19 protein-coding genes are annotated in these 25271 nt (G+C 44.1%); 1 reads left to right on the plus strand and 18 read right to left on the minus strand.

Going from position 1 to position 25271, the window contains the following annotated elements; all coding sequences use genetic code 11:
* Window positions 1–278: 278 nt before the first annotated feature.
* On the plus strand, window positions 279–1799 hold the full coding sequence (locus VB741_RS18165) for a phosphomannomutase/phosphoglucomutase (protein WP_323366609.1): 1521 nt from the start codon (window positions 279–281) through the stop codon (window positions 1797–1799).
* Between the two features lie 52 nt (window positions 1800–1851).
* Here VB741_RS18165 and VB741_RS18170 read toward each other — a convergent pair whose 3' ends face one another.
* From VB741_RS18170 to VB741_RS18255, 18 genes are all read right to left on the minus strand, one after another.
* Window positions 1852–3045 (minus strand): glycosyltransferase, encoded by a 1194-nt coding sequence (locus VB741_RS18170; protein ID WP_323366610.1) that lies wholly within the window; start codon window positions 3043–3045, stop codon window positions 1852–1854.
* The gene (locus tag VB741_RS18175; protein WP_323366611.1) at window positions 3042–4160 is read right to left on the minus strand and encodes an acyltransferase family protein; all 1119 of its coding nucleotides are present in this window, start codon (window positions 4158–4160) and stop codon (window positions 3042–3044) included. Before VB741_RS18175 ends, VB741_RS18170 begins: the two co-directional genes overlap by 4 nt.
* A gap of 8 nt (window positions 4161–4168) precedes the next feature.
* Window positions 4169–5242 (minus strand): glycosyltransferase family 4 protein, encoded by a 1074-nt coding sequence (locus VB741_RS18180; RefSeq protein WP_323366612.1) that lies wholly within the window; start codon window positions 5240–5242, stop codon window positions 4169–4171.
* Window positions 5242–6411 carry a glycosyltransferase gene (locus tag VB741_RS18185; protein WP_323366613.1) on the minus strand — a complete coding sequence of 390 codons (1170 nt, stop codon included), beginning with the start codon at window positions 6409–6411 and terminating at the stop codon, window positions 5242–5244. The genes VB741_RS18180 and VB741_RS18185 overlap by 1 nt, the downstream gene beginning before the upstream one ends.
* A gap of 37 nt (window positions 6412–6448) precedes the next feature.
* On the minus strand, window positions 6449–7741 hold the full coding sequence (locus tag VB741_RS18190; protein WP_323366614.1) for a hypothetical protein: 1293 nt from the start codon (window positions 7739–7741) through the stop codon (window positions 6449–6451).
* Between the two features lie 4 nt (window positions 7742–7745).
* Window positions 7746–8438, minus strand: a complete 693-nt coding sequence (locus VB741_RS18195) for a hypothetical protein (protein WP_323366615.1) — start codon at window positions 8436–8438, stop codon at window positions 7746–7748.
* Window positions 8439–8451: 13 nt separating this feature from the next.
* Window positions 8452–9819 carry an O-antigen ligase domain-containing protein gene (locus VB741_RS18200; RefSeq protein ID WP_323366616.1) on the minus strand — a complete coding sequence of 456 codons (1368 nt, stop codon included), beginning with the start codon at window positions 9817–9819 and terminating at the stop codon, window positions 8452–8454.
* Between the two features lie 233 nt (window positions 9820–10052).
* Window positions 10053–11060, minus strand: coding sequence for a glycosyltransferase family 2 protein (locus VB741_RS18205; protein ID WP_323366617.1), 1008 nt, complete (start codon window positions 11058–11060; stop codon window positions 10053–10055).
* Window positions 11060–12064 (minus strand): glycosyltransferase family 2 protein, encoded by a 1005-nt coding sequence (locus VB741_RS18210; protein ID WP_323366618.1) that lies wholly within the window; start codon window positions 12062–12064, stop codon window positions 11060–11062. The genes VB741_RS18205 and VB741_RS18210 overlap by 1 nt, the downstream gene beginning before the upstream one ends.
* A 54-nt stretch (window positions 12065–12118) precedes the next feature.
* Window positions 12119–13390, minus strand: a complete 1272-nt coding sequence (locus tag VB741_RS18215; protein ID WP_323366619.1) for a glycosyltransferase — start codon at window positions 13388–13390, stop codon at window positions 12119–12121.
* 77 nt (window positions 13391–13467) lie between these two features.
* Window positions 13468–14544: a glycosyltransferase family 4 protein gene (locus tag VB741_RS18220; RefSeq protein ID WP_323366620.1), complete on the minus strand. Its 1077-nt coding sequence runs from the start codon at window positions 14542–14544 to the stop codon at window positions 13468–13470.
* A gap of 46 nt (window positions 14545–14590) precedes the next feature.
* On the minus strand, window positions 14591–15649 hold the full coding sequence (locus VB741_RS18225; RefSeq protein WP_323366621.1) for a glycosyltransferase family 2 protein: 1059 nt from the start codon (window positions 15647–15649) through the stop codon (window positions 14591–14593).
* Between the two features lie 40 nt (window positions 15650–15689).
* Entirely contained in the window at window positions 15690–17138 is a 1449-nt protein-coding gene (locus tag VB741_RS18230) for an MOP flippase family protein (RefSeq protein ID WP_323366622.1), read from the minus strand.
* Between the two features lie 128 nt (window positions 17139–17266).
* Window positions 17267–18202 carry a heterocyst development glycosyltransferase HepC gene (hepC, locus tag VB741_RS18235; RefSeq protein ID WP_323366623.1) on the minus strand — a complete coding sequence of 312 codons (936 nt, stop codon included), beginning with the start codon at window positions 18200–18202 and terminating at the stop codon, window positions 17267–17269.
* Between the two features lie 157 nt (window positions 18203–18359).
* Window positions 18360–20615, minus strand: a complete 2256-nt coding sequence (locus VB741_RS18240; protein WP_323366624.1) for a GumC family protein — start codon at window positions 20613–20615, stop codon at window positions 18360–18362.
* Between the two features lie 93 nt (window positions 20616–20708).
* Entirely contained in the window at window positions 20709–21809 is a 1101-nt protein-coding gene (locus VB741_RS18245; protein ID WP_323366625.1) for a glycosyltransferase, read from the minus strand.
* Between the two features lie 125 nt (window positions 21810–21934).
* Entirely contained in the window at window positions 21935–23062 is a 1128-nt protein-coding gene (locus VB741_RS18250) for an SLBB domain-containing protein (RefSeq protein WP_323366626.1), read from the minus strand.
* A 1043-nt stretch (window positions 23063–24105) separates the two neighbouring features.
* The gene (locus tag VB741_RS18255) at window positions 24106–25260 is read right to left on the minus strand and encodes a bifunctional sterol desaturase/short chain dehydrogenase (protein ID WP_442786393.1); all 1155 of its coding nucleotides are present in this window, start codon (window positions 25258–25260) and stop codon (window positions 24106–24108) included.
* Window positions 25261–25271 lie beyond the last annotated feature (11 nt).

A 25271-nucleotide genomic window follows, 5' to 3' on the forward strand; every position in this document is an offset into this window, starting at 1 on the left:
TCACTGAGTTTGATGCGACCCTTGGGCTTGCTCAAGGAGGTTACCAATTCCTATATTTGGATTACGCTAGCTGATAATCTCTGTAACCTGGGAAAACTCTCTAATTTTTTAAGCCTGAGTAGTTACGAAAATTCAGCCGGTTTTGTTGTAATCACCCTAGAGAACTTTAGCCAGAGAACGCTACTGCTTAACAAAAACAGTGAATTTCTCGAATTGTCTATGGCACCAGGCATACTCAAAATGACCCCACTCCAACCCCATTTGATCCCCCCATCACCATGCAAGATTTCAACTGGAAAAAACTTCAAAATGGCTCGGATATCCGTGGTGTTGCCATCGACGGCGTCCCCAACGAACCCGTCAACCTCACCCCAGAAATTGCCCTGCGCCTAGGCCAAGCCTTCACCACCTGGCTAGCCACCAAACTCAATAAACCTACCACAGCTCTACAGCTCGCCGTCGGTCGTGATAGTCGGGTCTCTGGCCCCGTCCTCATGCAAAATGTGATGGACGGCATGGCCAGCCTCGGCGCTCAGGTCTATGACGTTGCCATGGCTTCCACACCCGCCATGTTCATGAGTACCGTCACCCCCGGTTTTGACTGCGATGGGGCGATCATGATGACCGCCAGTCACCTGCCCTTTAATCGCAATGGCCTGAAGTTTTTCACCGCCCAAGGTGGCCTGGGTAAACCAGATATTACCGAAATTCTGACCCTCGCGGAGAAAAATGACTTTTCCATGGCTGCCACTGCTGGAGTCATAACTGCCCGAGACTTTATCTCTGTCTATGCCAACCAGCTAGTGGAGAAAATCCGTACCGCTGTCAACTATGGAGAGAACTTTGATCATCCCCTCCAGGGACTGAAAATTATCGTCGATGCCGGTAATGGGGCCGGAGGGTTCTACGCCAGTAAAGTGCTCGAACCCTTAGGGGCCGATACCACCGGTAGCCAGTTCCTAGACCCCGATGGCATGTTCCCCAACCACATCCCTAACCCTGAAAACCCCGATGCCATGGCGTCTATTTGCCAGGCTGTACTAACCCATAAGGCTGACTTTGGGATCATTTTTGATACGGATGTGGACCGCTCAGCTGCGGTGGATCATCGGGGCCAGGAACTGAACCGCAATCGTCTGATTGCGCTGATTTCGGCCATTGTGTTGCAGGAACATCCTGGGTCCACCATTGTTACCGACTCCATTACCTCCGATGGCCTGACTCAATTTATTGAGCAGGATTTACAGGGCAAACACCACCGCTTTAATCGCGGCTATAAAAATGTCATCACCGAAGCTGTGCACCTTAATCAAACCGGAGAAGAATCCTGGTTGGCGATTGAAACCTCTGGCCATGGGGCCATGCGGGAAAACTATTTCCTAGACGATGGGGCCTACTTGGTGAGTAAGTTGTTGATTGAACTGGCTAAGGCTAAACAAACAGGACAATCGCTAACGGACCTGATTGCCGCTCTCAAAGAACCCCAAGAGAGTCAAGAAATTCGGATAAAAATTGAAGTAGATGAGTTTAAGACCTATGGTGAAAGTGTGATTTCACATCTCAAAACGTTTGTTGATCAACAGTCGGACTGGTCGTTGGTCCCGAACAACTATGAGGGGGTACGGGTGGCTTGTTCATCTGCTGCAGAGGACGGTTGGTTCCTATTAAGGCTTTCTCTCCATGATCCTGTGCTGCCTTTAAATATTGAGTCAAATGTGGCAGGGGGCGCTGCTAAAATCAGACAGCGGCTGATGACGTTCTTTAGTTCAATGGATTCCCTGGACTTAGCCGACCTGTAAACTTGCATCTATCTCAAAGCTAAAACGCTTTTATTGCCTGGGATATAGCCATTCAAGATGGATTTCTAATGTTGTTGATTTCACAGTTGCTAATCCTGCTGAGCAACTGTGAAATTTGCAAATTAGTAGCGGCTAAATTAAAACTCTGTATAGCTCGCTGTTGAGCTTTTTGGGCAATTGCTTTTGACTGGCTTGCCTGCTGCTGACAAGTATTGATTATGTCAGCTAATTTTTTAGCATCTCCAGGGGGAGTCAACCAACCTGTCTGCCCATGATCAATCAGCTCCACCGCTCCACCTGCTGCCGCCGCTACCACGGGTGTACCACACAGCATCGCTTCCACAATGACACGGCCAAAGGGTTCAGGCGCCGTAGAGGTATGGGTAACTAAATCACAGGCGGTCATGAGTTGTGGAATATCAGACCGAAACCCTAAAAACTTAACTCGGTGCTCCAGGTTCAGTGACTTAATCTGTTGATGTAATTGTTGTCCATAGGCCTGCTCACCAAATAGGGCATCCCCAACCAATAGGGCTGTCACATTATGCGGACAATATTGCAGTGCCTCGATCAATACATCCTGCCCTTTCCAGGGAGATAGACGACTAAAATGGCCAACAATAAATGGAGGTGTGCGATCTTCTAGCTGAGGTAGTATGGAGACTAGCTCAGCTTGTAAATGCTCTCGCTGGTTAGCGCAATGGAGATAATTTTCTAGGTTAAATCCGTTGTAAATCACATGCACTTTATCCCCATGCCCACCCGCTTGAATAAAAGCCTCACGACTTGCTTGTGAGTTGGCAATAACCAAGGCGGCTCGATTGGCCAAGGTAATAATAATGCGGCGATTAACGGTACTGAAATGATCAGGGGAAACAATATCGTGGAGATGATAGACCAGGGGGCGACGACTCAACAAACTGGCCAGCGCCCCAACAACTAAGGCTTTTTGGGTGTTTGCATACAGCAAATCGTACTGTTTACTCAGTTGAGCAACTGTGGTGATCAGGGGAATTAGCCGGTTTAAACTTTTAAGTCCGGCCAGGAAACCACTGTTTTTTTGTACTTGGAGGGTCTGCTGAGTGAGGATTTTAACAGGAATATTGCGTTTGCGCAGATATTCTGGAAAAGAACCCTCAGCAAAGACACCCACCAGGCTCGTTGCATGAAACTGCTGGGCAATATCAGCTAAACAAAGTTCAGCCCCACCCAACTTACCACTCTGATCGAGAAATAAAATCTTCATGCTTTTTTATACGTTAGACGATTTCTAAACATTGCAGCGACTCTCTTCTCAACATAGACATGGGCAAGCGCCCCAATCAGAACAGTCATTACACAGGCTAATACCATGCCGACTGTATAATAGCTAGTTCGATTGAGACCGGCAACCTGCATAGCTTTTGTGAAAATTGACAGGATTGGATAGTGGGTTAAATAAATGGAAAAAGCAGCCGCCCCAAGCATTACAAACCATCGATTTATTGATATCCTATAACTCTTTTCTAAGAAAGCAGCCCCACCAATAATGAGTATTGACGATAGGCCATAGGTCATAAATTCATAGTAGTGAGAAAAGCCAGTGGTCTCAGCACTGATCTGCAAAACATACACCTCTAATAATCCTGATAGGCAAAAAGCTAAGCAGCCCACCACTAACATGCTTAGGCTGACAGATTTTTTAAGCTGATTTGTTTTAAAGATAGTTCCTAGCAGACACCCTGCTAAAAATTCAAGATTGTAGTAAGAAAAAGTAAAATTGATTAGAAAGTGAGTTTTATCCCAAAGCTGAAATCCTGAGAAAATATCACCTAGTGCCACAAATGCCGATATTGAGAGTCCAGCTAATACAAGTTTAGACGCTACTTTAGGGATGAAAATCACTAAGGCAAACACAAAATAGAAAAATACTAGGTGACTCAGGAACCAGGCCGCGGAAATAATAGGAGCATGCTCTTGGGGAATCAGCAGTAACGACTTAATGATGACGGTAATATCTGTCTCATATCCTTTACCAAAGGATGGTACTAAAAAATAAACTGGAATAATGCAAAGGCTCACAAACCAGTAAAATGGATAAATCCGCTCACAGCGCTTGATTAAAAATTCTTTTGCTGAATTTTGATGCCCAATATATTTAAAGCTGGTCAAGGCCAACAAGAAACCACTTAAGACAAAAAAGAAATCTACACCCGAGTCTCCAAATTCAAATAAAGACAGTAAAAAGGGTTGATTAAATTTGAGTCTGAATAGCTCTGTCCCATGAAAGGCGACGATCAGTAGGGCCGCGATACCTCTCAGACTTTCTAATAGTTCCAGTTTTTGAGAGGATTGTTTGATAGTTTTAGTAGCAGATTTCATAGAGAGACCTAAATTGTTAGGCAATTTGGCTTCAGTTCACCGTATACTTGCAGGGTTTCATTGGCAACACGGGTTACGTTAAGCCAGTCGAGATTTTTTTGAGCCTGTTCTTTCCAATAATTTAGTTTGGTAGAATTCTGGAGTAGATCTGTAATGGTAATGGCTAAGGCTTGACTATCTCCCGGTGGGACTAACAGCCCTGCTCTTCCCTGTTCTAAAACTTCAGGAATACCATCCACACGGCTGGCTACAATGGCGCACCCCGCTTCTCGTGCTTCTGAAATAGCCAAGCCGAAAGGCTCTCGATGGGATGCTAAGACAAACACATCTGTGGACAACAAATAGGCCCGAGGATCGGACTGGAATCCTTCAAAATGAATCCGATCAGCGACTCGGGTCTGGTGAGCTTGGGTCTGAAATTTCTCTTTATCTGGACCATGACCGACTAGGTAAAGATGGGCTTCTGGACAATCTAGGGCAACGCGTTCAAAGGCGGTGATCAGCTCAGTAATGCCCTTGCGTGAATTCATTCCTGCCACCGTCGTGATGGCCGGACGCTGTAAAAAAACAGGCAGACAGTCTTTGGGAGAACCTGCCCGAGGGCTATCAAGGGTGCCGTTCGTGACCACTCGCAACTTTTTCTGGGGAATGCCCCGTTGTTGCATGGACTGAGATACGGCCTGGCTCACTGCGATCACACGATCGGCCAATCCCATTAGATTGGCACTTGCTTGAAACTCATTGTGCACGGTGGTGACTAGGCCGTACTGATTCCAAAGTTTCAGGCTGCGGGCCAGCAGCGCCCCTGTCATCATATGGGCATGGACGATATCCGGCTGTATCTGCTGAATAATCGCACGATACTGGACAACAACCCGAGCTAAATTAGGCCAGGTCCGGGTCTGGCTTACCTGAAAATGGGTCACCCCATGGTCGGCTAACAGCGTCTCATAGTCACCACCGCCAGACATAACACTGACGTCATAGCCGGCCTGGGCCTGAAGGCAGGCTAAATCGACGGCAACATTGACAATCCCATTCCCTATTTTTTGAATATGGTTGAGGATATGTAAGACTCGCATTATATTACCCCTACCGTGGAAGGTTGAGTGGAGGGCTGGATGGCTTGTAACCCATTCAATACATCTAAATATTGTTGAACAATACAATCGATGGTGAAGGCTTGCGATCGCACCCTAAGCACCGCCGCATCCATGGGGTTATTTAGCGTTGAAACAATAGCCTCAGCCATAGCTTCATGGTCACCGACCGGCACCAGTTTGCCATATTGGCCCTGGTTTAAAATTTCTGCGGGCCCACTTTCACAGTCAGTTGAGACAACCGGTGTGCCAGTTGCGATCGCTTCGGCAACTACATTCCCAAATCCCTCATAAATGGAGGATAAAACAAACACATCGGCCTTGGCCATATAGGCATAGGGGTTCTCGACAAACCCTGGAAAAAGAACATCATCTTGGAGACCAAAAGTTTCAATTAACCCATCCAGTTCAGGTTTAACCTCAGGCTCACGTCCATCCACATCCCCCAAAATCATCAATCGAGCTGGACAATGCTGACGCACCAGGGCCAATGCCTGCACTAACGTGGTAAAACTCTTTTGCTTAACAATTCGCCCCACACCTAATAAAACCGGAGGTTGACCTTCGGCAAACCAAGGATGAGTCACCGTCTCCTGGGATTTTTCAACAAAGTCCGATGTCACAACAGGGTTATGGATCACTGTCATCTCCTGCATCGGAATCTTGGCATTTTGTTCAAGATCGCGAGCTACACCGGCTGACGCTGTCACAATAGCATCAGCCCAAGGATAAAAGTGTTGTACTACAGACCACTTAAGCTTTTGCATTAGCATACCGTGGCGATCTTGAAATTGCTGGGAAAGGTTTGTCTGGACGCACATCACAACTTGAGTACTAACCCCTGCCAAACGCTTAGCCCACATAGCTGAACTAAAAATATCTAATGTAGAGATCAGGAAATTGGGCTGCTCTTGTTTTAAGTATTGCTTGAGGGCAAGGGTCTTAAACAGAAGCACAGGCGACTTTGCATCCAAGTTAACCAATCGTATGGTTTTTGGAATTTTCGATAAATAAGCTCCCTCAGCCTTGGCAACCACCAGATCGACATCAAACCCTCGCACTGCGAATCCCTCGGCCAGGTGCAGCATAACCCGCTCAGCCCCTCCACCATCGAGAGTAGGAATAAACAAACTAATAAATGGCTTTTGCATTTTTGCTCCTCAAGATTAAAATCTAAAAAACTTTGTTTTAAGCTGGCACTAGCTCCAGCACCGCAGGTGCATCATTGACATTTAAGACCAGTGACCTGGGGCTGGTATATTGTGCAGTTGATTCCACTGATTGCAGTGGTTGATAGAGTTTGGCGGCAGTGATGGCGGTCTCTAGTTGGATCGTGACGATTTGATTGGGCACGGAGATATCTTGCTGGGTTGACAAATCAAAACTGGGCACTTCTTGCCACAAAATCAAATAAAAATGTCCATTTTGTTTTTGGAGTAGGGTGTGATGAACATTTGTTGTTTCTCCAGTCATCGTATAACTGAGGGTGCCAGGAGAAAATGCACTGGCTGGATCTTGAAGCAGCGTAACTAAGTTTTTAATAGCCTCAAATGCGGGTTTCGGAGAACCATCCTGACGTAGTAAACCAAAGTTACCTTCCTTATCAGAACTTTTCCACTTGTCAATCAGCTCATTCAGATAGACTCGGCGGATATCTCGGTTAAAATACTCTAACCATAGTCGAGGAAAATATTTTCCAGCCGCTGCCTCTGATACACCGGGTTGACCCGAGTTATTAGAGACGGCATTATGCCATCCAGACTCAGTTGCAATCAAAGATTTGCCAGGACATATCTGCTGCGTAGCTGGGATCCAATGCCAATCTAGTCCCGCTGTGGGGGGTTCACCGCCAGGATAGCTATGCATGGCCCCATAATCACAGTCAACTGCCCCCAGTTGGCTAGCATTAGCCCAAAGAGCCACTGTCGGACTAAGCACATCAATCTGAGCCGTTGCTGGATCACCTTTAATCGCACCATACAGCTCAGATTGAAAGATTTTCACCCCGGCTGGAAAAGGCTGATCTTTATAGGTCAAGTTTTCCCAAACATCCCACTCATTAGGCCCTTCAACCGCCTCAACGGATGTGGGCATAGCCTTGACAATATCCACGGCCACTGACGCAGTTGCCTGATCCCTGGGATCCATCACCAGGGTAGATTTGATCCCCAGGGTCGCTAACTCCGAAAGCTTTGCCTGGGTAACTGTGTCATTGAGGGCGACCCCATCTCGAATGTGGTGAATACCTAGTTCTTGCAATTTCGGCTTAATAATGGAATCGTATTCACCATAGGCACTATTGGTTCTGTTGAGATGGACAACGACACCGATTGAATCAACAAATGAACTAGCAGAGTGGGCCGTTTCAGAGAGACTTTGAGATTGACTAGATAGTGCGGTAATGCCAGCAACTACGGTACTTACTAAAAATATTAGTAAATATTGCCAACGTTGATTCCAGATAGACAACCAATATTTCATAGGTCTAATTTTCCAAAAATTTCTGATACAACAAATTAGCCGTTAGCAAGAGAGGCTGCTCAGTTAGTTCTTTCAGAACATCTTGCTTAATCCGAGCTTTTTTCTCAGTGGGAATAGCCACTAAATGTTCAGGCTGCTTCAGATCTTTTTGAGCTTTCTGAAGTTGGTTAAAAATAGTAAATTTAACTTCAGATGTCATGGGCTCCATATAAAATGAAGTACCGTAACGCTGGTTAATTCTCTCGACAACTTGATGTGGATGCTGTGTTGTATCTTGAAAGTCTGAAATGACAATATTTTTACGTACTGGCCAAATTCGTTCGTAAAAATTGATATAGCTTTGAATCGCGAATCGAGTAGATAGGTTGCGGTCAACGACTAGGACCGATGCAATAGCATCGATCGGATTGCGAATTAAGACAATACAGGGAACATCGTATTCGATGGCTTTGATCACTTGCAAGGGGGCATGCATGTGATGTGCCGCTTTTATTGTAGGATTATACATCTGAAATACCCTAGAAAAAAATGAATTTGCAGAGCGGGGAAAGCCCTCTATACAAATATCTTTTTCAGGAGACACTTTCTTCTCTTTATTTTTCTCAGACAATGGGAGCAGCTTAAACAGGATTTCATGGCGTCCCATGATATGTCCGGCTCGATATTTTGTGTTTTTAATCAGTTTTCTGACAATCATGGGTTGTAAGCGATTAGACGGGGGTGATAAGGGAGTCATTGATTGTTTGTGAATGTATGATTTTGAGTTGAGCGTGATATCGAGATGCCGCTAGACCCATGCCTAAAAATCCCCAGAGCACCATGCCAACAATGCCAACCATGGCAACATTAAGACCAATTTGGGCAAAAATGCCAAATGCGATCGCACGGGCTGCACTGGCAAATGGATCAACGCAGGCTTCAGCCCCCTGAAAAAGCTTAAAGAAAATGAGAAACATTCCGGTGAGATATGGGATTGTTCCCATCCATCCCAGGGAAAACAGGAATGTCAAAATACTACTATCATTACTACCTAAATGCTCACTTTCCACCACTGTTCCTAACCCTTGACCAATCCCCTGGGTCAAGGCCTCACCCAGTAGCTCGTTGTAGCCGTCTAACCGGGCTTGATAGCTACCATCCTCCTGGGTATTTGAGAGGGACTCTAAACGTGGCGCAATCTCGCTGGCCAAAGGCTCTATGGAAGCTAATGGGATTACAAGTAAAGCCATCGTCATGAGTGTAACTAATAAGCGAACTTGCAGGTGTGATCTCAGTGAGGGGAGATATAACATTAACGCAGCTACCCAACTCAGCCAACCGGAGCGAGCCAGGGTTAATAAAAAAGAGAGATATCCAGCTCCAGTGGCCACAAACTTTAGGTTACCTCGATTACTCAATAGTAAAATCAGACCAGCCATCATGACAGCAGCAAAGGGCTGAGGAGAATTCATCGTGCTCCATACCCGAATGCCTAATGGTTCTGGATAACCAAAGACATTCGTATCCACAGCATTCACTAACCAGAAACGATCCCATTCCGGAGCCGTGAGGTATTGCCAAACGCCATACCCCCCCATCACCAGGACACCCCAGAGAAAAGTACACTGAATATTGTTTCGATAGGCAGGATACTCTCGCCAGTGGACAAACAAGTGAAACCCAAACAATAGTGGGGGCAACCAGTTTAGTAGGGCAACCACCGTCCCAGCTAACGGGTTTTGTACCAGTCCAATTAAAAATCCATAAAAGACACTGGCAAAGCATAGGAGAAAGGGGCCTCCTCCCTGACGATGGACAATAGGAAGGTGACGGAACAATGTTACTACAGAAATCAGAGTGACTAAAGGTGGAGCTAACAAGACGATGCTAGGATCTTGCCAGCCACTTTGTTGATCAATCAGACGGCGGACAAGCGGCGTTAGGAACCAGATCCACCAAGTAAACCCAATGTAGAGCAAGGGATAACGTACATAAAGTAGTGCGCCAACAGCCGTCGCCCCCAACGGAAAGAGCAGTCGCAAGCCCCCCCCCGCTCCGGCCAGAATGCCTAAGCCGACCATTAGGACTAAGCTCAACATTCCGGTCCAGGCTAAAGCAGGACGGAAATTAAGCCAAGCAAATGTACCCTGGCTAGAAGAATGGTGCAATTGTTGCTCTTGCAATATCATCTGATTTTGTTAGAAGTCATAAAGGGTGCTACCTCAAGCGGGGAAATCTTAGTCAGAGGCTGGAGCCAGACTTTAGAAACATGTCAGCTTTAGAATGGTGACCACCTTAAAATCAATGGTTACCCTTTGCTGAGCACCATCTGTTATCGCAGCTTTGTCAATCCAGGGTTAGGCATATGAGCCAAGGAAAGAGCCATAGATTGAGGTAAATAACTCATGCTAAGGGCAATCAACGTGCGTAAACTGAATTTCTGATGTCGCCATGACTGATGCAGATGGAAACGAGCTTCTACAGGTTGTCCCAGGCGCAGAAATCCAATGCCTAACGTCGTACTGGCATGGGCCCATTCTCGCTGAAAATAAGATCGATAATCGCGCAGATTTTCATCTTCCATAAACTGCTGATGGCAGAATGTGGCCGCTTTACCCTTGCGAATTTTGGCTTGAATATTACGACTCCCACTTACCATATTTTCAGATTTAGCATGCATCCGATAGTAGGCTAAACGCTCTGAACAATAATAGGCTCCCTGACCTGAACGACAACCTAAATAGGCAAGGTAATAATCCCAAAATACACCTGCTTTAAACAATTTGTCCCAGGACACTGCATTTCTACGAATTAAGGCAGCAGATGCTGTAAATACAGCCTGATCAACTAACCCAATTTTCCAAAAAGGTTGGTAAATGCCTTCCTGTAGTTTATGCCGTTTTTCTCGTTTACTATGCTTTTGACTAGCCGCCCAATTGACATGGCCATGGTCATCCATAATGTAATAGTCACAAAAAGCCAGCACCAACTCTGAATTCTCTTCTAAGGGGTGTACTAATTTTTCTAAAAAGTCTTTGTCCCATCGATCATCATCGTTAAGACTAGCAACGTATTTGCCATGGGTTTCAGCAAAAGCATAGGTTGAATTTAAGCCAATACCAACATTTTTAGCATTGCGTCGTAGGCGTAGACGTGGGTCTTGAAACGATTCCACAATGGGCTGAGGACTTTCATCACTGCAGTCATCTGAAACAATGATTTCGAGATTGGTATAGGTTTGGTTGATCACACTTGCGATCGCTTCTTTCAAATAGTCTAAGCGATTATAGGTGGGAATAATTACGCTAATTAGCGGGGCATTAAACATGGCTTTTATCATTACTGTTGTATTAACTTATTTTGTGGCCATATGGAAAATTTAGAAATCTGCTGGAATCCAGAAATAAATTGTTGATACAGTCTGTCACCTAAACGACGACGCAAAAAAAGAATGAGTCCTAATCGATGAAAGACTTTTGAATTAAAAAGAGCAGGATAATACCGAAGAGATTTTTCCTTTAAGGCATGTGCAGCGTCAAGATCATAGTTTTGTAAAGCACGATAGGCCACAGAAAGATAGGCAAGCCCATATGCTTTATCTTTCATAGCAGTTCCATCTATTTCACTATTTTGAAATGCCTTTTCTATAACTTTTAGGCGACCCTGTAAATGTAATTGTAAATTATGAGACTTGCTATTGGCATGGATTCTGTAACGAACTAAGGGCTCTTTTATGACAGCAAATTCATATTTTTCGGCAATCCGAATCCACATATCCCAATCTTCTGCAGATCGCAGATTCTGATCAAATAATCCAACTGACTCAAAACATTGACGCCGAACCATAGGGGTACTGCCACACATGATTGGATTTTCCTCAATCACCGATTCCCACACATGTCCTTCAGCATTAGATATTCCGATTTTTCCAATTGAGATACCCTCATCATCAATATTTGAGATCCAAGTGTTGACTAACCCTACATTGAGAAAAGTATCTAAAATATAAACCTGTTGTTCAAGCTTTGTTGGCTCCCAAAGATCATCAGCATCAAGAAAGGCAATATACTGCCCATTCGATGCAAGTACTCCTGCGTTGCGTGCTGTTGCACAGCCTTGATTTTCTTGATTGATTAGCTTGATTCGACTATCCGTAAGACCAGCTGCCCAATCAGTTATATGATCGGTACTCCCATCATTAATAATCAGAACCTCAAAATCAGCATAGGTCTGTCCCAAAACACTATTCAATGTTTTGGGAAGAAAAGCCATCGAATTATAAGCTGGTATTATTACAGAAACCTTTGTCACAGTTTTATTCTCCCCAAAAATCAGCGTCGTCATGTCAATCTGTAGTATCCAAGAATGTTGATAGAATTAAGCTAATTTAACCTAAATTCAATGGGTTGTAGCCAGCTCAAATGAAGGCTCAAAAAGTATTTTTTGGTATAGTTTTTCCAATCGTTCATTCAATTGTTCTAAATTGTAGTCTCTGACAATTTTTAGTTTACCTGCTTTGCCCATTTCTTCTGACTCATCAGGATGGTCCATTAGATAGCAAATTCTATCAGCAAGGTTATCGATATCTCTTTCGGGTACTAAAAAACCAGAAATACCATCGTCAACCAACTCAGGAATACCACTGTGATAGGTACTAATCACAGGTAATTCCATCGCCATTGCTTCCATCAAAACAACCGGTATTCCTTCCATGTCACCGTCTTTACTTGTCACACTTGGTGCAAGCAAAACATGCGACCGATTAAGTAGTGCAACAACATCATTGGACTTTTTTTGACCATGCAAAATGATGCAGTCCGATAAATTCAGATCAGTAATTAATTGTTGTAATTTATCCCTTAGATCACCATCGCCAATAATGTTGTACTCAATATTAGCAATCTTTCGATCTTTTAATATTTTTGCAATAGCACGTATAGCATATTCCAAACCTTTCTTCTCCACTAATCGAGACACGGAGACTAATCGGATTATCTCTTTAGACTTATGCTTATAAGCAGTAGAGGCAGCAAATTTTCTCAAATCTATCCCCATACGATGTACAAACAATTTATGCTCATCACATCCCATCTGGATCAACTTTTGCTTCCAGTAATTGCTGATGGGGCTAAATAGATCTCCCTCTAAGAAAAGGGATGAATAGACGCTTTCTCCGAACTCATGCACACTTTTGGTAACGTCAAAACCATGAAATGTTGTAATTAGTTTTCCATCAATCGCTCCTATGTTTCGGACATGCATCCCTTGTAAACCACTCCAGCCAAAGTGACATTGAATAATATCGTAACAAGCCTGACGATTGATAAAAGGAATGCATAAGTATAACAATCTCAAAGAAGCTGCATTTTTTCCATGCTTAAAGATATTTAGACTTTTGAGAATTAATAAAGAATTCTGAAATATATTGAGAGTGGCCAATTTGAGCCCCTTGAAAGCACGCAATATATAATTTTGCGGAATCTTAGGCCAATAATAGGTCCGTTCCAATAAACTATATTTGTTTATTTCTGGATGAACCGTGTCTTCATCACTGACTGTAGTTGCAAAAACATCAACTTCATGACCTTGTTGAATCAATCCAACAATCTGATCAAGTATAAAAGTTTGAGATATTGCTGGAAACTCGCCCAGAAAAAACGCAATTTTCATAATTTTAGCCAACCTAGAAAGAAGTCATATTCTGGTGTATCAAAATATATATATAGTCTATGCACTAAAGAGGTTTCTCAAAAATTCACCTTTTTGTATAGGTTGAAGGTTTGGTTTGCGATCGCAGACCAGTCTAGCTGAGTTTCAGCAAATTTTCGAGCAGCTTGCCCCTGTTTAATCTGACTCTCTTGAGATTCAGCTAAGGTCAAAATAGCTTCAACAAACCCATTAACGTCTCTGGGTGGTAACAAAGTAGAAAATGAGTCTCGTGTATAATCTGGCATGCCTCCTATATCATTCGAGATAATAGGCAGACCACAAGCAATACTTTCGAGTAAAGCATTATTAGCAGTACAGTCCAAGAGTGGTAATACCAAAGCTTTTGCCCGTCGATATACATTTCGGAGTTGTTCATCAGATAAGCCTCCGCACCAGTGAACTTGATCATAGTGTGCAATGCGGTAGAACTGAGGCTGTTGACGTTTGTTAGCAGGTACAATTAGGTCAAATTGAATTCCTGGATCACGAGCTAAAGTTGTCTCGATGACCTGAGATAGAGTATCCAAGTCTCTTAGCCAAGTCCCAGAAAAAACGAAACGAGGCATCTCAGTTCGGATTGGACTGGGACTGGGGCAAAAAAACTTGGTATCAACCCCATGTAGAATCAGGTGAACACGTCCTGGCAGGCAAGTTTCAAAGAAACTGAGTTCGCGGCTACTCAAGACAATTAGGGCATCCAGGGAACCCAGCAGTTCTGGATTGTGGCGCTCCAGCCGCCAGAGCCCAGCGGGCTGATGGGCCGTTGCCATTAAACGATAACGGAAACGACTTTTCCACTGGGCTAAAAGACCTAACATACGCTCTACATAGAGAACATGAATCAAGCTGGAACGATGCCAGAGGCTCTGACAAAGCGCGTTGAGTTCCATATAAGTACTATCAGAACTATATGTATCACTACCTTTAATATCCCTTGCAAAATAGCTGACACTCCGACGGGCTAGTCCCCGTAGGGGTTTGTTAGGTCGATACACAGTGCGATAGGCTGTTGGCTTTTGAGTCGCAAGGATATCGCATACTTTCTCATAGCCACTGTGACTCCCCATCCAGGGAAAGCTTTCACGAAGCCAAATGGTTGTTGATTGAGTGTTCATAGTCTTGCTCTATTTCTAGACGATAAAAGTCACCGTTACTATAGTCTTATGATCGAACAAGATGTCTATCATAGTTGTGGGCAGCTAGAAAGTTTCTAATATAAGTAGCTGGATTAAATTGTTGCTGAGACAGCTTAAACCAGCAGTAGTGAATAACAACACGTGGATATAAACCAGAAAACCTAATCAGGAATATAGTTTTTTTAATGGGATGAGATGAGCGTTCTGCCAGCCCAAATAATAACTGTTTAAATCGATAACAGTAAGTTAGCTGTCTGATCTCTAAATCAGATTCTTGAAGCAGCGCTTTGTCAATCAAACCCATGATAGCTGATTTAATCATTGTGCACCACAAGGCTTGCCCCTCAGCAGAGAAAATAAAGTCGTTTTGAGTGGCTTGTTTAGAATGAACTCGCCATGTGGCCAGGTAGTAAGGGACATGAATAGTATTAGAAGTTAAGCCGACTCTAATGCCCCATTCAAAGTCCCCATGAGAGCCAAAATCAGTCCTGAAATCTCCAACTTTCTCAAAAAAATTACGACGGATCAAGAGCTGAGTAAGAGATGAATACATTGTACCAAGGGCGCAGTAGAGTATGCCATCATAAGGGGCAAGTCGGATATGCTGTTGATTAATATACTCACCAAAGAACTTAATTTTATCCCATGTATTCCATTGTTTTCTGGTTTGCTGACCTGTTTCGTCAATAATATTAAGACAGCAATGGGCAATATCGCAGTTTGGCTGAGATTCTAAGGCCGCCACCATTTTCTCCAAACAGTCAGATGTCATGGTGTCATCGCTAGTAGCAATATAAACATACTCGCCATGAGCTTGAGAAAGACAGCGATTGATACCTGCATAGACGCCTTCACGCGGTGCTTGAGTAGCATAGATACGACTGTCTTTGTTGGCATAGGTTTGGATAAGTTCCCAAGAACCATCGTCCGAGTAGCTATCGACAACAACGAGTTCCCAGTCATTAAGCGTCTGGCTTAGAATCGTATCCAATCTTTCTGCCAAAAAAGGAAATGTATTAAGACTTGGCAGAAGAATCGAAACCTTAGGAGGCGTATTGTTTATTGATTCAAGATCTAAATGCATTGTTTATTCACCGTCGTTATTGCCATCACCGCCATCTTTATCATGAAGCAGGTATTGGAAAAAGATTATTTCTGATTTCTTTAATGAGTTTTGGGGAGACTGACGCTAGAGCAAACACATAAACTAAACTGCCTAACACTACGCCCATCACTAAAATCAAAGTATCACTTAACAGCCAGTCTTCAACTGTGTATCGCATAACAAATAACCCTATAGCCATAACTGCTGAAGAAATTAGGGGAGGTAAAAATTGCAATAGATATCTACCTAAGTTGATATGAATAATTTTTTTAATCAAAAGCAAAGGTATTGGGGAGAATACATAGCCTCCAATCACGAGGCCAATGGCTACAGCAACAATTCCCCAATGGACTAGAAACACAAATACAGTAATGTTACACAGCATACTTAAACATTGTAAGCCTAAGTTCCACGAAGGTTTACCTATTGACAGTAGAATTGTTCCATTAAACTGATAAACTGATTGTAGTATGCCGCTAAAAGCTAAGATCCTCATAACGGGGACACTTGGCATCCACTCTGCACCGAAAAGGGCTTGAATCAATTCAGGTGCTAAGATTGCCATGCCGATAAAAGCAGGGAATGAGACTAGACTTGTATACTGAGTAACTTTATAAAAGGTTTTTCTCATGCGCTCTGGATCTTCTTGCATTCGAGAGAATGTAGGCAAAGCCACTTGAGTAGTTACTGTGGTTAATAGTTTAATCATAATTAGCAGGAGCCGATAGGCAACGCTGTAGTAACCCAAAGCAACCGGCCCCAAGAAGTAGCCAATCAACATATCGTCTGAACGAAGATTGAAAAAACTCAGAAAATTCAAACCGATGATGTTGATGCCATAGCTAAAAAGTTCTTTAAAATGCTTAGGCGAAAATCTAAGTCTTGGCCTCCAGGCACTTGAACTCCATAGCATTACTGCACCTGTGAAGCCAAACACTATCTCCTTTATGACTAAACTCCAAATCCCTAAACCCATGAGGGCAGAACCTAGTCCGGCTATCCCACAGGCTACTGTTGCAACTAGAGAACGGGCTGCAAAAATCTTAAACTGCATGTTGCGTTGCAAAATTGCAGACTGCACACTACTGAGTCCTGCAAACAAAAAGCTGATGGACATCCATCGAATAATCGGAGCTAGCTCTGGCTCACTATAGAAGTTTGCAACTACTCCAGCCCCAGAAAAAACTGCTAGCAGAAAGACTAATCCCATTAGCACACTGGTCCAGAAGGCGGTATCTAGGTGCTCTGGCTCTAACTCATCTTTTTGAATAATCGCTTGTGCAAATCCTTGATCCAAAAAGATCTGCATAAAATACATAAAGACATTCGCCAGGGCCACTAACCCAAATGCCTCAGCCCCTAGCAGCCGTGCCAACAACAGAAAAATTGTAATTGAGACAAGCTGCGCGCCCCATTTTTCTAAGGCAGACCACTTTGCTCCCCGGATTGCCTTTTGTCGCAAACTCATAAGACACTACTCGCACTGGTAAGAGAAACTATTATTTATAGATTGGTAATGACTGCATTAGCAGTCATTACCTTTAAGTCAGAGTTTTTTCATAACCCATGCATTCGAAGTCACCATGAAACACTAACTTAGAACGCACCAAAGCCATTTACTACCTTAGGCAACGTCATTAATAACAACTTCAGATCTTCCTTAAATGTCCACTGTCTCAGATAGTCTAAGTCCATCCGATTAACAGCCGCTAAGTCACAAAACTTCGATCGTGCGGTCACCTGCCACATCCCTGTCATGCCTGGTAGTGCTCTCAATCGCTGCTGCAGTAATGGTTCAATGCGTACTGCATCATATAGAGCCCAAGGCCTTGGCCCCACTAAGGTCATCTCTCCTCGTAATACGTTTAACAACTGTGGTAGCTCATCCAAACTAAACTTTCGTAGCCAATGTCCCACTTTTGTCACCCGTGGATCGTGTTCCAGTTTATGTAGTAGCCCTTTCTGGTTTGTCATCACTTTATGGTGCCGGGTTTCTGCATCTGTCGCCATACTGCGAAACTTACAGATTTGGAATAGCCTGCCCTGGTAACCTACACGCCACTGACGAAATAAAATAGGTCCTCGGGAATCTAATCGTACCCCTATGGCCAACAGCCCCATTAGTGGCGTTAAAACCACCCAAAGAAGCAATGCAACGCACCAGTCTGCCAGCCGTTTTACTCGCCAGAGGATGGGTTGGCGATTCTGTGGTAAATCAGGTGCCGAAGGCACATTTAGATAAATCTGCTTTTTAGTGGCATGACAAATATCTGCCCAGGCCTTAAACTTTGATGAGTCCAGGGCTGGATCAAGATATATGCGTTTAACCGGTGAATGGCGTAAACAATCATATAACCAAGTTTTATTTCTCAGAGCAGGCATCTCAGGTTCTGACTCTGAAGAGCGAGGTCGCACAATCAATACATTCTTTTCCCAGGTCAATATGCAACCTTCAAAGGGAGAAGATGACCACTTATTAGGCGGCATTTGGAAAATTAGGGGGGCCTTTAACAAAACTGTGGATGTAGTCATAAGTCTGAAGAATCTCTTAATAGAAAGCCTAGTTCACTCAAGCTAGTCTGTTGCCATAAAAACTAATTTGCCTTGAGTCGATTTATTTGGTGTAAATTGACTCATCTTCCCAGTTGTGCAGTCTTTAACTGTCATGCAGTTTTTACTGTTCCAGTCCTTAGCTGCGCCAGAGCATTGCGGGCTCTTTAGAGACTTTTGCAGCCCCATTGCGTTCATATAATCTATCTGGCCGGGAATTTTCTCGATGCCCATTGGCAACAATGCCGATGGTATTAACCTGATTGAGCATGGTTATGGCATGGGTCAAATCGTCTTGAGTAATACGATCTAAGCGACTGACCATAACCGAAGCGCTGCACATAGAGGCTAGTTGCAATCCATCAGCTAACCCTGAAATGGCAGGAGCATCAACAATAACTAAATCATAGCTTGCTTCAGCTTTTGTCAAAAACTGCTGCATTTGCAAGGAACTCAAAAGTCTCATGGGATCTTCTGAAACTGAACCTGCTGGCAATACATCTACGTTAGCATCTAAATAGGATAATGAGACAGGAGAAATAGTTGTTTTATCATATTGGGTTAGGTTGTCATGCAGCTGGGTTGATAATCCCTGTGTGTTTAATAACCCCAAATATTTATGCAGTGATGGGTTCCGAAAGTTAGCGTCAATGAGCAATACGCGTTTATGCGCCCGTGCTGCACTGAGGGCTAACCCTATGGACAGGGTCGTCTTGCCTTCCTCCACTAAGGCTGATGTAACTAGCAATGAAGATAACGATTGGCTATTCGTAAGCTGGATCGTCTTATAAATTAAGTCAACAGCATTTCGAAATGTCTGACTTTGGTTTAGGGTAAGTGAATCAGACATTATTGGCTTGCTATCAAGCATCGTAAACAATGCACCTACCCTGCTTTCGTGTATTTCTGGAATAACACCCAAAAGAGGCAAGGCTACCTGTTTTCTTAATTCATCTGATGTGCGTACGACGGTATCTATAGCCTCTCGACTAAAAGCCAATGCCCCGCCCAAAAATACTCCTGCTACAACTCCCAACAGTAGATTTTGTTTGGGTTGGGGTGATATTTTTTCACCCAGCTGAGAGGGTTCAACAATATCCCAACTAAATCCACCCTGAGCTAATTCATTGCTCAATTCTTGACGAAGTTGCAAGAGTTGCTCCAATGACTGCTGTTGTATTTGTGCCTCAGGTTGAATCCGATTGTATTCTGCAATTAAGCTAGGAAATTTAGCTAGATCAGCCTGTAATTGTTGTGCAGCCTGCTCCAATCCAGTTTTTCGAGCCTTGAGGCTCTGTAAACTGACGTTAGCCTGTACAAGGCTGCTGACTAACTCTAGATCAATTGCCCCCAATTGTCCCTCTTTTAGTAATGCGGTTTCATTTAGATCAAATTGTTCTGGAATTTGTCCTAATGAGCGTTCAACTTCCGCCTGCAACAATGAAATCTGTCCCTGTCGCTGGGCGATCAGATCCTGAACACCCGGATCAGCCTCAGCATAAAGAGATTGTCGTTGCTCCAGCGCTAACTCCGTCTCTTGTAAGGCGTTGAGAAGCTGCTGGTAACGAGACGATTGGCTCAGGCGTGAGGCAATTAAAGCTGACTGTGGATCAGCTTGCAGTTGCTCTTGTAGAGCATTATATTCAGCCTGAACATCCAGATATTGAGTATCAACATCTATTCTGGTTTGCTCTATTTGTCTAAGCGAGTCAGCAACTGTGAGAGATTGCTGTTCTGGATCAATTAAGTTTTCTGCTTCACGAAACTGTTTTAAGGCTTGACGAGATACAGCCAGATCTTGCTGAACACCTTTGATTTGCTGATTGACTAAGGCTAAGCCGCGTTTAAGGCGCTGTTCTTGCTGTTCTTCATTGTAGCTCAGATACACATCACCTAATTTTTCTAAAAATGATTGAACAATTACCGGGTCTTCTCCGTTAAAGGTTGCTTTGAAAATTCCAGTTTTTTCATCACCTTCGGCTACTTGAGACAGGGTCAATTTTGTGTGCAGTCTGTCAGCACATGCTGATAAGGCTTCTGACTGCTCACAGAGTTCTGGATACTCAATACGTAGTCTCTTAACGGTTTGCTCAATAAATGATTTACTTCGCATTAGATTCAGTTGAGTTGCGTAGTCTGTCTGGGATGAAGAGGAACGTCGCCCTTCTTGTTGCCCTGCGGTGATATCAACGGTCTGACGATAGTTTGGTTCAACCAGTACCTGCATTGAACTTTGGTAGACCGGATTTTCTTTTAGGGTTAATGCGATCGCAATACCGACTGTCCCTACAATCGCCCCTCCAAACCAGGCAAAACGTCGTATCAGTATATTCAGAAGCTGACCATATCCGATCTCCGGTTTCTCTACAGCGGGGGAGAATTGTGTTGTTTGCATGGGTTTGTATCCTTTTCGCCATCAGTTCGCTATTAGTTCGCTATCAGATTGATTAGCTGCACCTGCTTGTCCCTAGTCCTATACAAGTGGGTTTTAGGCAACACCTCTATACTCTCCGTAGTTTTCTTCAATGATGGTTAAAACCTTTTTAAAGAAAACATCTTCTGTAAAATTCTGCAGAACATGTTCTCGAATTTGGCGATAGTTCCATTGAATGTTGTTGGCCTTAAGCATTGCCCGATACAAAGCTTCTGGAGACTGACGATAGAAAAAGACCCCGGTTTTCCCAGGTATTTGGGTATCTAACACACCGCCAGCTCCATAGGCAACAACAGGAGTACCACTGGCATTAGCTTCAATGGGTACTAAACCATAATCTTCTAAGGCAGTTACAATGACTGCTTTTGCCCGTGCCATTAGACTCCTACGCTGCTCATCACTCACATGCCCAAGAAATGAGATATTCGACAGAGCAGCTAATTCTAATCTCTCTCTCTCTGGCCCATCACCTGTGATAATCAGCGGCCATCCTAGCCAGTTAAACGCTTCGATCACAATATCTACTCTTTTATAACCTAATAAACGAGATGAAACCAGATAAAAATCTTCCTTTTGGTCAGAAAACTCAAACTGATTTATATCAATTGGATAGTTAACGGTAATAGCAGGTTGTTTATATATCTGCTGAATTCGTTCTGCCACAACGGTTGAATTTGAAATATATAAGTCTGGTTTTTGGGCATGGGTTAGGTCAATTTGTCTCAGTTTTTGAAAAACTGGCTCAATAATGGGCATTAATGCCTTATACCTTCTGTACTGATCAATGTAGGTATGCGTATCCCAAAGAAACCGAGTGATGTTATGGCAAAAGCAAACATGATAGGCATCAGGGCGTTTTATAACAGATTTTGCAAAGCTCGTTGTACTACTAATAATCAGATCATATTTTTTTAGATCCAAGGCTTCAAAGGCTGGAAAGTAGAACGGTGCAAGTAATCTGAAATTTTTGCTGGCACCTGGAATTGCTTGTAGCTTGGTCGTGTAAACGGGCCGTTCTCCAACATCGATTGTATCTTCTGGACTATACAACGAGGTATAAATATCAGCATCAGGAAATTGTCTACAAAGGAGTTCAAATACTCGCTCTGCCCCACCTTTTTGCGTCAGATAATCGTGTACCAAAGCCATTTTCATACTAGTCATACTCTAGAAAGGACAACAAAAATTAACCAGCACTATCTAGAGGGAACTAATGAGGCCTTAAGATTAGCCTCATTTTTAAACCTATTAAGCTGTATTTTGGAGAAAACCGGCACAGACTACAAACCAAACAGGCGAAGAATATTAAGACCAACGCTCAAGGGGGACAACACCGCTCCAAATGCATCACTCGCACGAGCTAAGCCAGAACGTTTCACAATGACGGTATCATTCGGACGCAAAGATGGATTAGTATCTTCATTAATACCTTGGGCAAAATCAACTTCGATCTCTCTCTGGGAGACTGTCCCATTAAGATTCAATCGGACTAACGTTACCGTTCCATGTCTAGCCCGATTGTTGAATCCTCCCGCCGCCAATATGGCTTGGTTAAGGGGAGTGTTAGGCGGAACAGTAATATTGCCCGGAGCTTCGACTTCTCCAACAACATTGATGGGAATCGCATCAGGTGAAAAACTTGCCGTAGCTAATTCAGTTATTTCATCCGTATTGAGGGTACTGGCGGTCGGAATAATAATGCGATCGCCATCTTGTAATTGAAGATCTTCACTTAAATCTCCTTCCTTTAAGAGATTCCAAAGGTTGACTGGAACAGTTTGAGATTGATTTGCCTTGCCCAGGCTGTCACCGACTGGGGCCATACTCGATAACAGTGCATCCGGTGAGCGTGGCAGACGACGTTGGACTTCAATCTGGCGAATATCTGCTAGTTGGGTGATTCCACCTGCTAGTTCAATGGCTTGGGTTAGGGTTGGTATGTCGGTCACTGAGCCAGTTGTACTGCCCTCGGCGGCAGAAATGCGATAGGCTCCTGGACGATGTACTTCGCCTGCCACTGCAATTTGAATAGGGCGAGTTTCCAATACACTAATGGTGACAACAGGTCGCTGAACATAGGGTTCAAGACTCTGCTCGATCTGGATTGTTGCCTGTTGTAGAGATAAGCCATCAACATCAATGGCTCCTACTATTGGCATATTTAGACGGCCACTAGATAATATTTTAAACTCTCCACTGTAGTCGGGAATATTGAATACGTCAATTCGTAAATAATCACCAGCGCCAAGAATATAAGACTCTCCTACTGCCAGTTCCATCGCAGCTGATGTATCCAATGCTGGCAAATTTGGTGCGGTGGGCAAGGATAATTCCCCCGGAGACGTAGACTGCGCAGTAGCCGTATGGCTAGCAGATTCTCCTAAAACCAAACAAACCAGAGTCAACATAATCAGGAATCGCCCTCTAGGCGCGTCTGTAAAGACAGTGGAAAAACTTTTTTTCATGGTTACTGTCAACAAAAAATAGCAACATCTGAACCTTCTAAGCAATTAAACAACTACTTATGACAGATGCAAAACTGCATACATAACTCTCCCCTAAACAGGTATGAGTATTTAATCACGGAAAATATGAACAACAGTGACTCAGAACTTCGCGCTAAAGGCACTGCAGAGCTGACCTCCATGCACGTACTGGCGTAGCACGATTAAGGTCACAAACATCTAACAGCCTGTGGCTCAGGCTCTACTATCTATTAGGTTGATTAATTCTTCTCTCAGTACAGATTCTAGATGGAATGATTAAATACAGGGCACAAATAATATCTAGCCTGATCTAGGTATCCAGGAAACGGCGACTCATTAACGGTCAGCATAGCCGCTGCTGATTTAGAAACAGTGTTAGCTTTTAGAAGCTTAAATACAGAGCATAAATAATGTCTAGCCTTGTGCAGCTGCTTGGGAAACCACGACGATCCATCAATCACAAATGCACATATTCATAAAATGTACCTTGCACTACAGGAAGGAAGTTTCTTTGCTCAAAATAAAAACTTCCAGCTGGACTCAAAATAGAATATGTGTGAAAAGTTATCCTCTAGGGAGCTTCAAAAACTACAGCAGATAAACAGTTTGAAGCACTAAGCGTTAGCGTTTAAGCTTTATGTATCTATACAATAGCGCAAACTTTAAAAATGAACCACATAACTTTATATTGTTATTGCATATTTTTTGTAAAGCTCTAAATCTCTTGGTCGATGGCAATGTTCTAGTTTAAGTAATTGATATTAGCTCAAAGTCAAGCTGATGTTGGGCTAGGCCGATAAAAACAAGGCGGTTATTTCCTTGGCTATTGCCGGTGATAAAATCTCTGCCTATCGAGAGTGCCTAGGGGTATCGTTCACCGTGCATACACATCAAGCCGGATGATAGGGTCTCCATTTTCTGTTGATGGGCAAACGGGTGATCTCAAAAAAGATCCTGGGTCGTCATTAGCGTGAAAAAAGTTTGAAATAAATGGTTTGCATGGTTTCTTTGACTGGAAACAACAAGTAGGTGAGGGGATTGATGGTGACAATGATGTTGCGGATGTCTCTTTTGACTAAGGCAACAATGGCCCCGGCTACCCAATCGGCGGACATGACCCCGACTGGATTCAGCTGGCTCTTAAAGGGGCCCAACACCAGCTTACGGATGACGCAGGGGGCATCCTGACGACGTAGGGTGATCAAATCTCCCAGCAGTCGTTTTGAGGTTTCATAGAGGGGGCTAAAGGCTGGGTTTACTTCCGCTTCGGAGGTATTGACCCACAGTTCTTTGGTGGCGGGACCGAGGCGATTGTCGACGGTGCCTAAAAACACCTCCATCAGTCGCCAGGCCGATAGAGCATTGACCTCAAGGGATGTGGCGATCGCATCTGCCGACCGGGCCCCTTGGACATTCACCCCGTGGTTAATCACCAGGATATTAACCTGATTTAGCATGGGCTTCAGGTCCTGTTCCTGGCCGGGGATCCAGGCAACCACCTGGGTGGCCCCGGCAATCACTGCATCGGCGGAGCGGCTAAGGGCAATGGGTTTTGCCCCCTGGGCCGCCAGCTGTTTAATCAGGGCTCGGCCTAAAGTACCAGAGGCTCCAGTGACGGCTACCGTTTTGCCCTTGAGGGATAGGGCGGTGCCTAGGAGCTTGTCCGATAGGGTGAAGTAACCGGCATAGTAGGCATTGGTCTCATCAAAGTGGTGCCGCCAGTGGTAGGTGCGATTCACCAGCCATAAACCGGGTGGGGTTTTGAGGGGGCCTGGCTCGTGGGTGAGGTCCGTGGCGTGGAGTAAGCCCTGCGATCGCAACAACGCCGCCACCAAAAACCCAGTCCCATAGAGACAGCCCAACCAAAATCCCCACAGGGGAGTCAAGAGGGCCACCATCGCCATCACCGCCATCATCACCAGGGACTCAGGCACATCGTTATATAGCTGAGCCTTTTGATAGAGTTCCTTACTCACGGGGGTAAAGTCTTTGCGATAGGCCTTATGGTGCCAATTATGCAGGCGCATCAGGGGTGACCAAACATGGCTAGCCACATGGTAGCTATCCCGCACCATCTCCACCGCAAATACAGACACCAGACCCCACAGCCCCTGAATCATCCAGGTCGTGT

Source organism: Leptothoe sp. PORK10 BA2, assembly GCF_034932105.1.
Lineage (GTDB): Bacteria > Cyanobacteriota > Cyanobacteriia > Phormidesmidales > Phormidesmidaceae > Leptothoe.

What these genes read in the sequence shown, in the direction of transcription:
- VB741_RS18165 (WP_323366609.1), top strand. Translation starts at nt 279, where the DNA reads ATGCAAGATTTCAACTGGAAAAAACTTCAAAATGGCTCGGATATCCGT.
- VB741_RS18170 (WP_323366610.1), bottom strand. Translation starts at nt 3,045, where the DNA reads ATGAAGATTTTATTTCTCGATCAGAGTGGTAAGTTGGGTGGGGCTGAA.
- VB741_RS18175 (WP_323366611.1), bottom strand. Translation starts at nt 4,160, where the DNA reads ATGAAATCTGCTACTAAAACTATCAAACAATCCTCTCAAAAACTGGAA.
- VB741_RS18180 (WP_323366612.1), bottom strand. Translation starts at nt 5,242, where the DNA reads ATGCGAGTCTTACATATCCTCAACCATATTCAAAAAATAGGGAATGGG.
- VB741_RS18185 (WP_323366613.1), bottom strand. Translation starts at nt 6,411, where the DNA reads ATGCAAAAGCCATTTATTAGTTTGTTTATTCCTACTCTCGATGGTGGA.
- VB741_RS18190 (WP_323366614.1), bottom strand. Translation starts at nt 7,741, where the DNA reads ATGAAATATTGGTTGTCTATCTGGAATCAACGTTGGCAATATTTACTA.
- VB741_RS18195 (WP_323366615.1), bottom strand. Translation starts at nt 8,438, where the DNA reads ATGATTGTCAGAAAACTGATTAAAAACACAAAATATCGAGCCGGACAT.
- VB741_RS18200 (WP_323366616.1), bottom strand. Translation starts at nt 9,819, where the DNA reads ATGTTGAGCTTAGTCCTAATGGTCGGCTTAGGCATTCTGGCCGGAGCG.
- VB741_RS18205 (WP_323366617.1), bottom strand. Translation starts at nt 11,060, where the DNA reads ATGATAAAAGCCATGTTTAATGCCCCGCTAATTAGCGTAATTATTCCC.
- VB741_RS18210 (WP_323366618.1), bottom strand. Translation starts at nt 12,064, where the DNA reads ATGACGACGCTGATTTTTGGGGAGAATAAAACTGTGACAAAGGTTTCT.
- VB741_RS18215 (WP_323366619.1), bottom strand. Translation starts at nt 13,390, where the DNA reads ATGAAAATTGCGTTTTTTCTGGGCGAGTTTCCAGCAATATCTCAAACT.
- VB741_RS18220 (WP_323366620.1), bottom strand. Translation starts at nt 14,544, where the DNA reads ATGAACACTCAATCAACAACCATTTGGCTTCGTGAAAGCTTTCCCTGG.
- VB741_RS18225 (WP_323366621.1), bottom strand. Translation starts at nt 15,649, where the DNA reads ATGCATTTAGATCTTGAATCAATAAACAATACGCCTCCTAAGGTTTCG.
- VB741_RS18230 (WP_323366622.1), bottom strand. Translation starts at nt 17,138, where the DNA reads ATGAGTTTGCGACAAAAGGCAATCCGGGGAGCAAAGTGGTCTGCCTTA.
- hepC (WP_323366623.1), bottom strand. Translation starts at nt 18,202, where the DNA reads ATGACTACATCCACAGTTTTGTTAAAGGCCCCCCTAATTTTCCAAATG.
- VB741_RS18240 (WP_323366624.1), bottom strand. Translation starts at nt 20,615, where the DNA reads ATGCAAACAACACAATTCTCCCCCGCTGTAGAGAAACCGGAGATCGGA.
- VB741_RS18245 (WP_323366625.1), bottom strand. Translation starts at nt 21,809, where the DNA reads ATGAAAATGGCTTTGGTACACGATTATCTGACGCAAAAAGGTGGGGCA.
- VB741_RS18250 (WP_323366626.1), bottom strand. Translation starts at nt 23,062, where the DNA reads ATGTTGACTCTGGTTTGTTTGGTTTTAGGAGAATCTGCTAGCCATACG.
- VB741_RS18255 (WP_442786393.1), bottom strand. Translation starts at nt 25,260, where the DNA reads ATGATTCAGGGGCTGTGGGGTCTGGTGTCTGTATTTGCGGTGGAGATG.